Source organism: Bacillus sp. 220_BSPC, assembly GCF_001054655.1.
In the GTDB taxonomy this organism is placed as follows: domain Bacteria; phylum Bacillota; class Bacilli; order Bacillales; family DSM-1321; genus Peribacillus; species Peribacillus frigoritolerans.
In genome coordinates this window covers 1-13,441 of sequence record NZ_JVPL01000284.1, presented here as the reverse complement: position 1 = coordinate 13,441, position 13,441 = coordinate 1, and the positions used below count along the sequence as shown (strand labels likewise).

At 39.5% G+C, this 13,441-nt stretch carries 9 protein-coding genes and 1 pseudogene; all 10 read right to left on the bottom strand.

What is annotated here, in order from left to right; genetic code table 11:
* Positions 1–325: 325 nt before the first annotated feature.
* Positions 326–938, bottom strand: a pseudogene (locus ADA55_RS31515) (HutD family protein).
* Positions 939–1,327: 389 nt separating this feature from the next.
* On the bottom strand, positions 1,328–2,521 hold the full coding sequence (gene gltS / locus ADA55_RS22445) for a sodium/glutamate symporter (protein WP_034312856.1): 1,194 nt from the start codon (positions 2,519–2,521) through the stop codon (positions 1,328–1,330).
* A gap of 5 nt (positions 2,522–2,526) precedes the next feature.
* A complete protein-coding gene (hutG, locus tag ADA55_RS22440) occupies positions 2,527–3,471 on the bottom strand; it encodes a formimidoylglutamase (protein WP_048687676.1) in 945 nt (314 codons plus the stop codon).
* Positions 3,472–3,835: 364 nt separating this feature from the next.
* Positions 3,836–5,191, bottom strand: a complete 1,356-nt coding sequence (locus tag ADA55_RS22435; RefSeq protein ID WP_048687675.1) for a sigma-54-dependent transcriptional regulator — start codon at positions 5,189–5,191, stop codon at positions 3,836–3,838.
* 19 nt (positions 5,192–5,210) lie between these two features.
* Positions 5,211–7,184: a transporter substrate-binding domain-containing protein gene (locus tag ADA55_RS22430; RefSeq protein ID WP_048687674.1), complete on the bottom strand. Its 1,974-nt coding sequence runs from the start codon at positions 7,182–7,184 to the stop codon at positions 5,211–5,213.
* A gap of 238 nt (positions 7,185–7,422) precedes the next feature.
* Entirely contained in the window at positions 7,423–8,559 is a 1,137-nt protein-coding gene (menC, locus tag ADA55_RS22425) for an o-succinylbenzoate synthase (RefSeq protein ID WP_048687673.1), read from the bottom strand.
* A 111-nt stretch (positions 8,560–8,670) separates the two neighbouring features.
* Positions 8,671–9,501 carry an acetyltransferase gene (locus ADA55_RS22420; protein WP_048687672.1) on the bottom strand — a complete coding sequence of 277 codons (831 nt, stop codon included), beginning with the start codon at positions 9,499–9,501 and terminating at the stop codon, positions 8,671–8,673.
* Positions 9,502–9,656: 155 nt separating this feature from the next.
* Positions 9,657–11,141: an amino acid permease gene (locus ADA55_RS22415; RefSeq protein ID WP_048687671.1), complete on the bottom strand. Its 1,485-nt coding sequence runs from the start codon at positions 11,139–11,141 to the stop codon at positions 9,657–9,659.
* 36 nt (positions 11,142–11,177) lie between these two features.
* Positions 11,178–12,308, bottom strand: a complete 1,131-nt coding sequence (locus ADA55_RS22410; RefSeq protein WP_048687670.1) for an amidohydrolase — start codon at positions 12,306–12,308, stop codon at positions 11,178–11,180.
* 46 nt (positions 12,309–12,354) lie between these two features.
* Positions 12,355–13,209 (bottom strand): MurR/RpiR family transcriptional regulator, encoded by an 855-nt coding sequence (locus tag ADA55_RS22405; protein ID WP_048687669.1) that lies wholly within the window; start codon positions 13,207–13,209, stop codon positions 12,355–12,357.
* Between the last annotated feature and the right edge of the window lie 232 nt (positions 13,210–13,441).

The following is a 13,441-nucleotide window of genomic DNA, read 5'->3' as shown; positions in this document are numbered from 1 at the left end:
AAATCGAGTTTGTCTACAGTTTTTTTTGGCTTGTACAAATTTGGACGTTGATTGGAACGTAGGGTACTCGCTTTCCGAGAGCGGTCCGCCCGCGGCGCACTTGCGCCTGTGGGGTCTCCCTTGGACTCGCTATTCCCGCAGGAGTCTCGCACACCCGCTCCAATCAACTATGTTTAAAGCTTCAGACGGAACCCTTTTTGATACAAACTTAGCCCGACAAAGGACATTTCTGTTAATTAATAAAAAATATCATTAAGTAAATTGCGGCGCAATGAACTCGGATTTATATAGGAGAAGGATGCTTTGGGGCCCCAGAATTTCTCTATCAATAAAAAATACTTACCTTAATAATTGTTGCAGTAGAGTCGTCATCATGATTTGATAACTTTATATTTAAATTGTCGGAGGTATGATCTCTGTTTAAGGTTATTAAGTCACCTTGCTCTAAAACAATTGTCTCTTTTTCATCGATATTCATTCTACTCCTGCCTTTGAAACAATAGAAGGCGTCGGTTCTTTTCGAAGAATCCCGATTATGCAACACTTCCGCATGGGTTCCATCATTCATATGAATCGAGCTGATGTCACCTTCGCAGCCTTCCGCTAACATCAAATTAAAGTCAGTGACCTTCCCAATACTGGGTTGTCCAGCCTCCATCAAACCGATCCTGTTCAAATGGGCTTAAATGCACACTGGGCTTTCCCTGATGTAGCAGCGACATTTTACCATCAAGGATCATGATGATTCTCTGAATGCCTGGAAGGTGAGTAAATAAGGATTCGTCCACCTCGACTTCTGCTGTGCTTATCCGCCATTTGAAATCACGCTTCGAGTAATCAGCTTCTTCAGGATAAATGGCTAGTTGAGTTGTTTTACCACCTGACCAAAGACTGGTTATTTGTTCACTTTTCCTTATTAGTTTTAGAGAAAATGACAACGAATTTCCCCCCTTTAATTATTACATTTTTTCAGTACAATTCAATTTAGGCCATGTTGGATATCATTAACAAAGATGCATAACAGAGCTTAATTCTACTGACCTCTTAACACCGCAGCAGCATTCTTTCCTAAATCAGGCTCTGATACGATACACCTATGGTTGCTGATGTCTACTTGAAATTGATAGGTTTCCGTGCATTAAGTAATCATACAGAAAAACCATTGTGAATTACCTACTATATGGGCAATTTCGGAATAAAAAAAATCAATACCGAATGTTTTGGCATTCCCAAAAACATTCGGTAACACTTTATTTCAATCCATTTTTTGACCAAGTCGGGATTTATAGTAAAGCCACTTTTTGATGCCTTAATTAATAACAAATCATCATTTAAATAGATTAATACTTATAATGATGATTGGCATGGCAAAAACATCGATAAGAAATGCACCGACTATCGGAACGATTAAATATGCTTTACTCGAAGGTCCATATTTCGCAGTGATTGTTGACATATTTGCCATAGCATTTGGTGTAGCCCCTATACCATGTCCTATGAAACCTCCAACCATAACTGCCGCATCGTAATTTTTGCCAAGAAAACGAAACATGATGAATATACTTAAAAGGATAATGAAAATGACTTGTATAACCACAATTAAAATGATTGGTAAAGCAAGGTCAGCAACTTCCCATAATTTTATACTCATTAATGCCATAGATAAGAAAATACCTAAAGTGATATCTCCAATAAAATTAATACTAGGCATTTCGATAATTTTCCCGTTTATTTTATCTAAAATATTCCGAACTATTACAGCCACTATCATTGCTCCAACATAGTTCGGTAAAACATAACCTGTCTTTGCCGAAAATAACTCTCCTAGATATGAACCTAAAGCCATACAAAATGTCAGTATTAACACTTGTTTCATAAATGAAGCTACATTTAATTCTATTTTGTCTTCCATTTCTTTCTTTTCTTGAATTTCAATATCCTCTTTACTTGGTGTTAATTTGTGTTTATTAATTAAATACTTTACAGTTGGACCTCCAACTAATCCACCAAATACTAATCCTAATGTTGCTGCTGCTATTCCAATTGCTTGTGCAGATTGAATTCCCAGTGATTCAATCGTACCGCCAAATGCTGTAGCTGCACCTATGCCGCCTTCCATGGAAATTGCTCCTGCCATCATGCCAATCAATGGATCAATCCCAAAAACGGGTGCTAAAGAAATTCCGATTAAATTTTGAGCAAATGCCAGAAACCCACATAACAACCAATATATTAATAATAATTTACCGCCGACTTTCACTAATTGGAAACTGGCACCCAATCCAACGGACGTAAAAAATGTTAACATGAATAACCCCTGGAGTGTCGTATCCAATGAAATGGTTATGTTTAAAAAGGTTTTAAGACTTGTAGCGACGATTGCAAAAAGTAATCCCCCAACAACGGGTGCAGGGATACAAAAGTGTCTAAATAATTTGACATTCTTAACGATAATCCCGCCTAGTGCTAAAAGCAGTATCGCTAAAAAAATAGTGATCGTTTGATTAATCTCGATGTTCATATTGCTTATCTCCTCTCCACACACATGAATACTTCATTTATTAGGTTTGCAGCTAGTTTGACAGTGCGATTATCACAATCTAATGATGGATTCACTTCACAAATATCAAATGAAATAGTTTTCGTATGTGAAGTAATCTTACGAATTAATTGTCTAACCATTTTTCCAGAAAGACCAAATGAGGAAGGGGCACTAACACCCGGTGCTTCAGAAGCGTTTATAACATCCATACAAAGTGTTAATATAATATAATCATGCTGATTTATAAAATTCAGAATTTTATTTTCGTTTTCTTCAGAATTTTCATCTACTAATTCTTCTTCCAATATCCAAGAGCAACCAAGTGTAGTTGCAGTGTCAAATAATTTTTTAGTGTTTCCATAACGTTGAATGCCAATTGGCAAATAACTAGCTTGATGATCATTATCTAATATTTGTTTAAACATCGTTCCAGAAGAAGTTATATCTTCATAAGAGCGTAAGTCAAAATGAGCATCAATGTTAAGAATGCCTATTTTGGCATTGGGGCCAACACTCGACCTAATTCCTAGATAATGACCATAAAAGGTTTCATGTCCGCCCCCCAAAATAACAGGAAACAAATTTTTAGATAATATTTTCTCTACGTGGCTTCCCAATTCAGCTTGAGCTGCTTCTAACTTTTGATTTTCACAAATGATATTTCCGAAATCAACTAGGCTATCTGCTGATTGGCCGTGCCAAGATAGAGATGATAAGGATTTACGTATTTCATTGGGAGCTTCTTTGCTTCCAAGTCTTCCTTTATTCCTGCGTACGCCTTCTTCACAAGAGAACCCTATTATTCCACATGTATTATTTACTGATGTTGTTTGATTATCTTTAACTATTTGATGAATTCTAAATTCATCTTTATCTATTAGACTATCTGTTCTGCCTTTCCATAAATCCATATTTGGTAACGCATACATTTATTTTTCCTCCCCATAAATAAAAATACTTCATATTTGCAATCGCCAATAAATTTCGGGTTGTACTGTTATAAAAGATGTGGTGCGATTGCTTGTCCTTTTTGTTTTCGGTAAATTTGGATAGGCCATTGACTTATCCTGCCTGATGCATTTTGCACATCCCCGCTTTCGCCGCATTATAACTTCCAGTCCAGCTCTGTAGACCATTATGTTGTATATCTATGTTCCCTCCATTCTGCTTAATGGTTTTACTACAATTTTATTAAGCAAGTTTCATGCCAGGTCCATATCCATAAAAACAGTGGAAAATTCAGATATATTCAAAATAAAAAGTAGGCGAAAATTGCCGCTCGGCAATTTCCGCCTACTTTTCTTCCCGATATTTCTTCAACTTGTCCCGCAATGTCCTCTCCCCGATGCCAATTGTTTGCGCTGTCTTCCTTTGATGACCGTTAAAAGCGGCAAGGTTATGAAGAATCACTCTTTTTTCGATTTCTTCAAGCGGTTCGCCGACATATACGGGGATTAGGGTATTGCCGAAAAATGGGCGCGAGCTTTTTTGGATGTCGGAAGGTAAATCGGCTTTCTGTATGTAAGAATCATTCGTAAGCGCTATTGCTCTTTCAATCACGTTCTGCAGTTCACGAATATTTCCTGGAAAGTCATATTGCTGTAAAAGCTGCAGCGCTTCATGGGAAATTCCTTCTACAGGTTTTCCCATTCGATCACCGATTTTTGCAATGAAAAATTCCAACAGCAAAGGAATATCCTCTTTTCGTTCACGTAAAGCAGGAAGGTGAATCGGAATCACATTTAATCTGTAATATAAATCTTCACGAAATCGATTCTCTTTTACTTCTTTAACCAAGTCTCTGTTTGTCGCTGCAATGATCCGGACATCGATGCTGACTTCTTCTATCCCGCCAACGGGCATTACCTTTCTCTCTTGTAGAACGCGCAAAATTTTCCCCTGCAGTGTCAAATCCATCTCACCGATTTCGTCAAGAAAAATTGTTCCTCCTTCCGCCAGCACAAAAAGTCCATATTTTCGCTGTGTCGCCCCTGTAAATGCGCCCTTTTCGTATCCAAATAATTCTGATTCCAACAGGTGAGTCGGAATGGCGGCACAATTAATAGCCTGAAACTTTTTGTTTCTGCGCTTGCTTTGATTATGGATGGTTCTGGCGACGACTTCTTTACCGGTTCCACTTTCCCCTTCTATGAGAATGTTGGAATCGATATCCTTCACTTTTTCGATGAGGGAGAATATTTTGCGCATGGCCAAGCTTTCACCGATGAGGCCGTTCACACCTGCCACCTTATTCAATTCTTCACTCAGCCATTTCACTTTGGACTGAAGGGTGTACACTTCTTCTGCCTTTTGCATCAGCACTTCCAATTCATCAATATGAAGCGGCTTTGTCGCATATGAAAACGCCCCCTTACGCATTGCTTCCACGGAAGAAGGAATGGTGCCGTAAGCCGTCATCATAATGACAACAGTCGAGGGGGAGAGGCGTTTGATTTCTTCTAACACTTCCATCCCATTATATCCCCCGATTTTTAAATCCAGCAATACGATGGCGATTTCTGTTCTTTCGAAAAGCGGAAGCGCTTCACGTGGGTCTGTAAACGAATAAACGTGATACTGGTCTTCCAATGCAAACGTAAGTGACTGACATATGGTTGGCTCATCATCAATAATCATGATATCGTGCATCGTTTTCACCCTTTCTGTATTAATGCTGTAAACAAATGGTCACTATTGTTCCCTTTCCTACTTCACTTCTTGTCTCGATAATGCCATCATTTTCTTTGACAAGCTGATACGTAATAGAAAGCCCTAGCCCGACCCCGTTCGGTTTCCTGGTGTAAAACGGTTCAAAGATCTTATCAATGTCTTCTTCCGAAATCCCAATTCCTTCATCCTCGATTTCAACGACAGTGAACACATCCCGATAGTATGCCCGAAAAATAAGTGTTCCCCCTGTATTGGACGCCTGTATGGCATTGAGAATGACGTTCACCAGTACTTGTTTGATCTGCTGTGTATCTGCAGTTGCCTGAATGTTTCCAGCGAACTCGCGAACAATGCTCAGGTTTTTTTCTTTGATTTTCGGCTTAAGCAATAGTTCAATCCCTGCCATGGCCTCATTCAGCAAAAATGTGACAGGCTCTGATTTTTTAGGGCGGGCATAATCGAGCAAATCGTTAATCAATGTATTAAGTCGGGTAATTTCACTAGTGACCTGTTCGGAAAAGAACGTTCGGAAATCTGCGCTTGCAAATTTTTTCGGCAGCAATTGCGTATAGGTAAGGATGGATGTTAACGGATTTCTTATTTCATGAGCGATACCCGCCACGAGTTGACCCAATGAACGCAATCGGTCATCCTGAGCCACTTTTCTCTCCAGTTGTTTTTGTTCCGTACTATCGAAAAAATTCAACACCGCACCTACACTTTCTCCCCCAATAGTCTGAATTGGATACATGCTGTAAGTTATATGCCTTTTTTTGCCCGCATAATGAGAACATACCGTTTCCTTTTGCAAGAAAACTCTCTTTTTCTCTAATGCAGCCTTAATCTCCTTTTCCGGGATGAAACGGGCAGTTGGCAGATCCTGAAAACGTTTTCCAACAACATTACCGTCCACCCCCAAATATTCCATGGCCCTAACATTAATCATCGATACAAGACCTTGCTGATTCAGTGTAATAAGCGAACTGTAGGCACTGTTTAATACTTGCTGCTGAAAGTTGATGTTTTCCTCAAGAAGCAGCATCTTCTCTTCCAAGTCTTTATTCACGTGCTCAATTTGCTCCGTTCGCTTAGCCACTTCTCGTTTAAGGCTGAGATTCCACCATAAGATGAGAGAAATCACAATGAAGGTAAGAATAAGACCAATTTCCAAATACAACAACGTTTTACGGAGCCGTTGAGTATTTGGCAGGATATATTCGCCGAACCACTTTTTCTCTATCTTTTCATACGTTCCATCTTTCTTGATTTGAGAAATGGCCTGATTGAATAGTGTCAGCAACTCTTTGTTTTTCGGCATCACGGCTACAGCATACTTTGTGGTGTCAAGTGGCTCACCGACAATCTTAATAAGTGATTGCTGCTCATTTTTCTGTAGAAAATATTGACCCGTAATCCGATTTCCAATGAAAGCATCCACTTTACCGTCGATCAATGACTGAACGGCTTCTTGTTGATTATTAGTTTCCACCAATTGCAAACGATCGACTTTACTTAATAGACCGCTTGCAACATCTCCTTTTTGTACAGCTACTTTCCGGCCTTTAAGATCTTCGATTTTTCGGATATACATATTATCTTTTAACACAAAAATTCCTTGTGAACTGGTGAAATACGGAGCTGAAAAATCATAAATCTCTTCACGTTCTTGATTGTACTTCATGCCTTGAATCGCATCCACTTTTCCAGAGCGCATAGCTTGTACTGCCTCGTTCCACGGCATGGGATAGTATTCGAACCTAATGCCAGTCTCGATAGAAATGGCGTTCATTATATCCACATTAAAACCGGTATAAACACCCGAATCGCTCAAGTATTCAAAAGGTGGAAAGTTATTATCCCCTGCAACCCGTATCACTTTTTGGGCTTCCGAATGGACTGCTGAAGGAAAGAAACAGCAAAAAAAGAAAATGTAGACGGTTATTACGGCACAGATAGTATGTAAATTTCGCATCGCCTCACCCCTTTTTTCTATACATGCAGTTTTGTATCATAAATGTGTATATATACAATGGACAAAGACTCTATTATGATAACTTTTTAAAGGATATAAGAAAAGCTAATCTGCATTTCATAACACCATACATGGCAGAAGGTCGAATTACAATATATTTTGAATGGAAAATGGATTATAAATAAAAAAGGCATGCTCCCTTTTTCGGGAATCATGCCTTATGCAATGTTGTAGCAGCCTAGGCGTTTCTAGCAACATTCTCACTTAAATGATAGGTTTGACTGTGTATAGTATACTTTTTGATTTTTTCCATGCTTGGTTCATAGCCGATTCCAGGCAATTCTGGAACACTGATCATTCCGTTTTCCACTGTAACTTCAGGGTCAGTGATATCTTCTGCCCAATAGAGGGAGGAAGCTGCGGTATCACCGGGAAGAGTGAAGTTCGGCAGTGAAGTGATTGCAATATTATGAGCTCTTCCAATGCCTGATTCCAGCATACCTCCACACCATAGCGGAATGCCATGTTCTAGGCATAAATCATGGATTTTCTTAGATTCAGTCAAACCTCCGACACGGCCAATCTTAATATTAATAATTTTACAGCTGCCCAATTTAATAGCTTTCCTGGCATCCTCTAATGAGTGTATGCTTTCATCCAGGCAAATAGGTGTTTTTAACCTTGACTGTAAATCTGCATGGTCAATGATATCATTATAGGCAAGCGGCTGCTCAATCATCATTAAATTAAAATCATCCAAGGCGGATAACCGGTCTATATCTTTTAAGGTATAAGCTGAATTTGCATCGGCCATGAGCGGGATTTCAGGATATACTTTTCGTACCTTGTCTATTAATTCAACATCCCAGCCCGGTTTGATTTTTAGTTTAAAACGTTTATAGCCTTCACCGAGACGAGCTTCAATTATATCCAGGGTCGAATCGATCGAATCCTTTATTCCGATGCTTACCCCCACTTCAATTTTCTTTTTTGTTCCACCTAACACATTTGAAAGAGAAGCACCTTGCTTTTTAGCATACAAATCCCAAACAGCACCCTCTAAAGCGGCTTTTGCCATATAATTTCCGCGAATATGGGTGAAATATTTTTCAGAAATTTCATCAGGATGCTTGATTTCATTTTTGAGGATTATTGGAATTAGATAGTCTTCTAGTATATGCCAGTTTGTTTTTAAGGTCTCTTCATTATACAGAGGGTCGAGCATCGCAACCGATTCAGCCCAACCGGAAATGCCATCATCGCTTATGGCTTCCACAAGGATAAAATCCCTATCGTATTCCGTCCCAAAGCTAGTTGTAAAAGGTTCATGCAAGTCTAGCTTAAGATGCCTTAGAATAACTTGTTTAATTTTCACTTAGAAATTCTCCTTCTGTGATAAAACTGTTAAAGAACACAGTCTTACAAATTTTTTATTAATAGGCTTACACAGCCTGAAATTACTAAACATTATATATATTCTTCTAGTTCATTTCCTTGAAAGCACATAAAACTGAACGGGAATTTCCGTCATGGAATTCTTCATAAAATCTGTTACCTGCCATCCTTGCTCAAATAATCCGATAAAAATGTCCCTGGTTTTCATCCGCCATTCATTGGCCGCTTGAATATTTGTGACTCTTATTGATTGGAAGTCCTTTGGAAGGGCCACAAAAGCTAGTTCACATTCTTGTTCAGGCAGCGGGCGAGTGAACGATGGAACTGGCAATCCCTTTTCAATGGTATCCCATTGAATAAGCGAGTTTTCCATCACAAAGTCCAGCGGCATTCCCCCTCCGCTAGAATCCGTTGTCTCTTTTTTATCAATATGCCATTCGACAAGAAAGCGGTCAGAAGGAATTCCGCTGTTTAAAAGATCTTCCATTTCACCATAGCAGTTTGCGATATATGTGGAGCATACCCCACCGAGCTTGGCTATATTTAAATACCCATTAACACTTTCCAAAGGATCGTAAGTCCAGGTAATAAGGGGATAGCCGAGCTTTAGCGCTTCCTCACGTTGTGCTAACTTTAACTTCTCGCCTATACCTTTGTTGCGAAATTGCTCATCTATGCCTAGTATATGTGAACAAAGATAGGCTGATTGCCCATTGAATCCCGGAAAGCTGTATTGAAATCCAATCAGCTTTCCTTCGCAATAAGCTCCTATAACCAAACCGCCGTTTTTCACGGCTGTTAAGGTTTGGTGTGTGGGGATTGAGTCGGTTTCTCCCCAAATGCTTGACTCTAGCTTTCTTACGTCCTCCAGCTCTTCAATTCCATGAATAGAACGAATTACAATTTCCTGTGATTTCGTCATGGTCAACCTCCTTGGTATAGCACAAGTGCCCTTATTGACAACATAAGATGACAAGGCAGTCCACAGCTGACGGCATGTCGTTACGAGGCACTGAAGCTATCATGTAAATGGTCTTTCTTAATAAGAAATGCTCTCCTGCTTTTTCACAAAAGAGGTTATTCCACTTTACTGAAATCGGCCTCTTGCAATGGAGTCATTTTTGTTTTCTTTACGATTTTATAACCTAGAAAAGCCAGGAAAAATAAAGGAAGCCCGATATAGGAAATTAAAATTCCATACCAATCAATCTCAGGACCGAAAAATGCAGAGTAATTTTGTCCCAGGATTGCCGTAACACATAAAAGTGTGGCTAATATCGGACCGAATGGATACCATTTTGATACATAAGGCAAATCTTTCAAATCTCTACCTTGTGCAATATATGCCTTCCGGAAACGATAATGTGTAATCGAAATTCCTAACCAGGATAAAAAACCGGATAATCCTGCAGCATTCAATAACCAAGTATAAATCGTGCCTTCACCGAAAAGAGAGGTCAGGAAAGCTGCCATCCCAACGATGGTAGAAAAGTACACAGCGTTCACTGGAATGCCGCCTGAATTCACTTTTTTTAGAAACGAAGGGGCTTTGCCTTCTTTCGCCAGCACCCAAAGCACGCGAGAAGCTCCGTACATGGCTGAATTGCCTGCAGAAAGAACGGAAGTAAGAATGACCACATTCATAACGGAGGCAGCGATGGCAAGCCCAGCGTTTTGAAAAACTAGAGTGAAGGGACTTACCGCAATATCTTCAATATCCGAGCTTAACAAACGCGGATCATTATAGCTTATTAAAAATCCAATCACAATTATCGCCAATACATAAAACAAGAGGAGTCTCCAGAAGATTTGCTTAATGGCCTTTGGTATATTTTTTCTCGGGTTTTCACTCTCACCGGCCGCAATTCCTACTAACTCGGTACCTTGAAAGGCAAACCCTACCACCATAAAGACACTTATAATAGATAAAAAGCCTCCTTTAAACGGTGCCTCCCCTTTGGTGATATTTTCAAAACCTACGGCATCCCCTCCCATGATTCCTACAATCATTAATAAACCTACTGCTATAAAAATGATAATCGTCAAAACCTTTATAATGGCAAACCAGAATTCTGATTCTCCATATCCTTTTACCGATAAAATATTCAGGCCAAATATGAGTGCAAGAAATAATGCGCTCCAAATGATGCCTGGAACAGAAGGCAGCCAATATTTCATTATCAGGGAGGAGGCTGCTAATTCCAGTGCGACTACGATTGCATTGTTATACCAATAGTTCCATCCGACCGCAAATCCCAATGCAGGATCGACAAACCTTGATGTATAGGTACTAAAAGAGCCTGTAATAGGAATAAGGGCAGCCATTTCGGCTAAGCTTGTCATCAGAAAGTAAACCATGATCCCGGCAATTATATAAGCAGCCACAGCTCCTCCAGGACCCGCAGTATGAATAATGGAACCGCTTGCTAAAAATAGCCCCGTTCCAATGGTGCCGCCGATTGCGATCATCGAAAGATGCCTTGGTTTGAGTTTTCTCTCCAGTTGTTTTTCATCAGCAGCTGTTTGGTCCCCGGTTTGTGATGTTTGTGCCGTATTTTCCATAAAACACCCCTTCATTAATTTTTTAAGTGAAAAATTTTACTCTTCTGCCACCATCATGACTGTGTTAATTAAAATTTTCGTTCCATAAATAAGTGCTTGTAAATTAAACTTCATATCCGGATGGTGCAGACCAGGCGTTAGATCGCAGCCTAACCCTATCATGGTTGCAGTTATATCAGGATTTTCGGCTGTATAAAAATGAAAATCCTCTCCTCCTTGAGAAACACAGACTGAAACGACATTTTCCATCCCAAGGATATCTGCAATTGCGGCCTCAGCCAGCTTTATCGCCTTTTCATTCAAGGTCGCAGCTGGGACAAATTCTTCCGCAGACCAGGAGATGTATGTTTCAGTTTGTTCCATTGTCTGTTCAAAAGCTTCCTTTGTTAAGCGATTTAGTTCATTCATTACATCATTTGACTGTGCTCTGGCATCAATAGCAAAGACAGCTGTTTCCGGGATAACGTTTGATGCTTTATTGTTTGTTTCAAATTGAGTCATTTTGATGGAATAAGGAATTTCGGTTTCCAGATTAATCTGCTGTAATTTTTGGACAAGCAAAGCTGCTGCTTCGATTACATTTATTCCATCTTGCGGACGGGATGCATGGGCCTGAAGGCCTTTGATTGTACCCCTTATTGTTTCGGCTGAGCCATGGACAATGACGGGGGAAGCCTTCATATAAGGAACCTCCGTACTGGGTCTTACATGTACCCCGAATAAATATGTAACATTCTCCAACGCGCCATCATTGATCATTTGAAGAGCGCCTTCCCCTTTTTCTTCTGCAGGCTGAAATATAAATCGGAGAGTGTGTTTAGGCCGGATTCCGCTGGAGGCAATGGCCAACGCTGTATATAAAACCATTGTGCTATGTGCGTCGTGTCCACATGAATGATTGGCTTTAACAACTCCATCTACTTCCTGAACAAGCGCATCCATATCAGCCCTTAATGCCACAACCTTTTTTGAAATGCCTGGAATCTCGGCAATAATTCCATGATGGCCCTGAAATGTTTTTACGGTGATTCCCGCTCCCCTAAGACATTTTAAAATATAGCAAGACGTTCTTTCCTCCTGCCAGCTTGGCTCAGCCAAAGAATGCAAATCATGGTAGGACTTCATCAATGATTCTTGATGCAAATCAATATATTGAATCGGGTCCATAATGTTGCACCTCCTCCTTTACATGAATTTTAACTTTGTTAAAAACTCATTCATTAAACACCTCATAACTTGAATATAGTCTTTCTAATTTTTGCTGATGGGTATATATCCGTTTTGCGTCTTTTTGATGGATGCCAGCAATGACCAAGTCCAACAAGCTAATAACGGAAGCGATTGAATTGGTTCCGGTTTCTGCGTTTTCCTCAGTTGTCAGTGAAATATCAGCGATGCGTCCAACTGGTGACAGAAGGCGGTCTGTAACTGAAATTAAACAAACTCCTTGTTCTTTGGCACACTCAGCAATTTTTAATGTTTCATTTGCATATCTTGGAAAGGAAAAAACAACTAATGCAGACTTATTTGTGAGATTACAAAACTTTTCATAGAAGTCTCCTGTAGGTGAACATAAACTTACATTTTCCCTTAATGAACTTAGCGTATAGGAGAACCAATAGGCGGCGGCATGGGAAATCCGATGCCCTGCAATCAATATTTGGTCAGCCTGGATCAGAACATCGACTGCTTTCCATATGTCCTGAACGTTCGTATGATCTAATAGATGTCTTAAAATATGAACTTCGTTTTCTATCACTTTTGTAAAGGGATCTTGCTTGTCATCAATGCGGAGAATGGAATCAGTATTGGATAAGTCTATTTGATTTTGGTGCAGCAGCTGTTTTTGAATCCTCGCCTGCATTTTACTAAACCCTTCAAATCCCAATGAATATGAAAACCGAATGACCGTTGTTTCACTAACCTCCGCTTCCCTACCAATTTGAAATGCCGTTTTAAAGGCGGCTTCATCCAAATTTTCAATCAGGTAAGCGGCAACTTTTTTTTGACCTGCCGATAGATGATCAAATTTTTCTTTTACTAATAATTTAAATGGAAGATGTTCCACCATATCACTCCTTTCTGATGAATTAAATACTTCTTTTTAAAATTATGATGAAGGTAATACTTCTCTTTTTTTATACACTATCACAATTTAATTAGAAAAAGAAGAAGTTTTTGATTTTTTAGATAATTATTAACTTCAAACTTCCCTACGTTTTTTATAAAATAACATGCCCGTTGATTTCTGAAATCCGCTCCCTTTCCGCCGACTGCCTGCCAAGCCTCCTCGACGCAAG

Bases quoted from the DNA above. Each gene is read 5' to 3' on its own strand.
- ADA55_RS22415 (WP_048687671.1), bottom strand. From the start codon at position 11,141: ATGGAAAATACGGCACAAACATCACAAACCGGGGACCAAACAGCTGCT.
- ADA55_RS22435 (WP_048687675.1), bottom strand. From the start codon at position 5,191: ATGCACGATATCATGATTATTGATGATGAGCCAACCATATGTCAGTCA.
- ADA55_RS22420 (WP_048687672.1), bottom strand. From the start codon at position 9,501: ATGACGAAATCACAGGAAATTGTAATTCGTTCTATTCATGGAATTGAA.
- ADA55_RS22410 (WP_048687670.1), bottom strand. From the start codon at position 12,308: ATGGACCCGATTCAATATATTGATTTGCATCAAGAATCATTGATGAAG.
- gltS (WP_034312856.1), bottom strand. From the start codon at position 2,521: ATGAACATCGAGATTAATCAAACGATCACTATTTTTTTAGCGATACTG.
- hutG (WP_048687676.1), bottom strand. From the start codon at position 3,471: ATGTATGCGTTACCAAATATGGATTTATGGAAAGGCAGAACAGATAGT.
- ADA55_RS22430 (WP_048687674.1), bottom strand. From the start codon at position 7,184: ATGCGAAATTTACATACTATCTGTGCCGTAATAACCGTCTACATTTTC.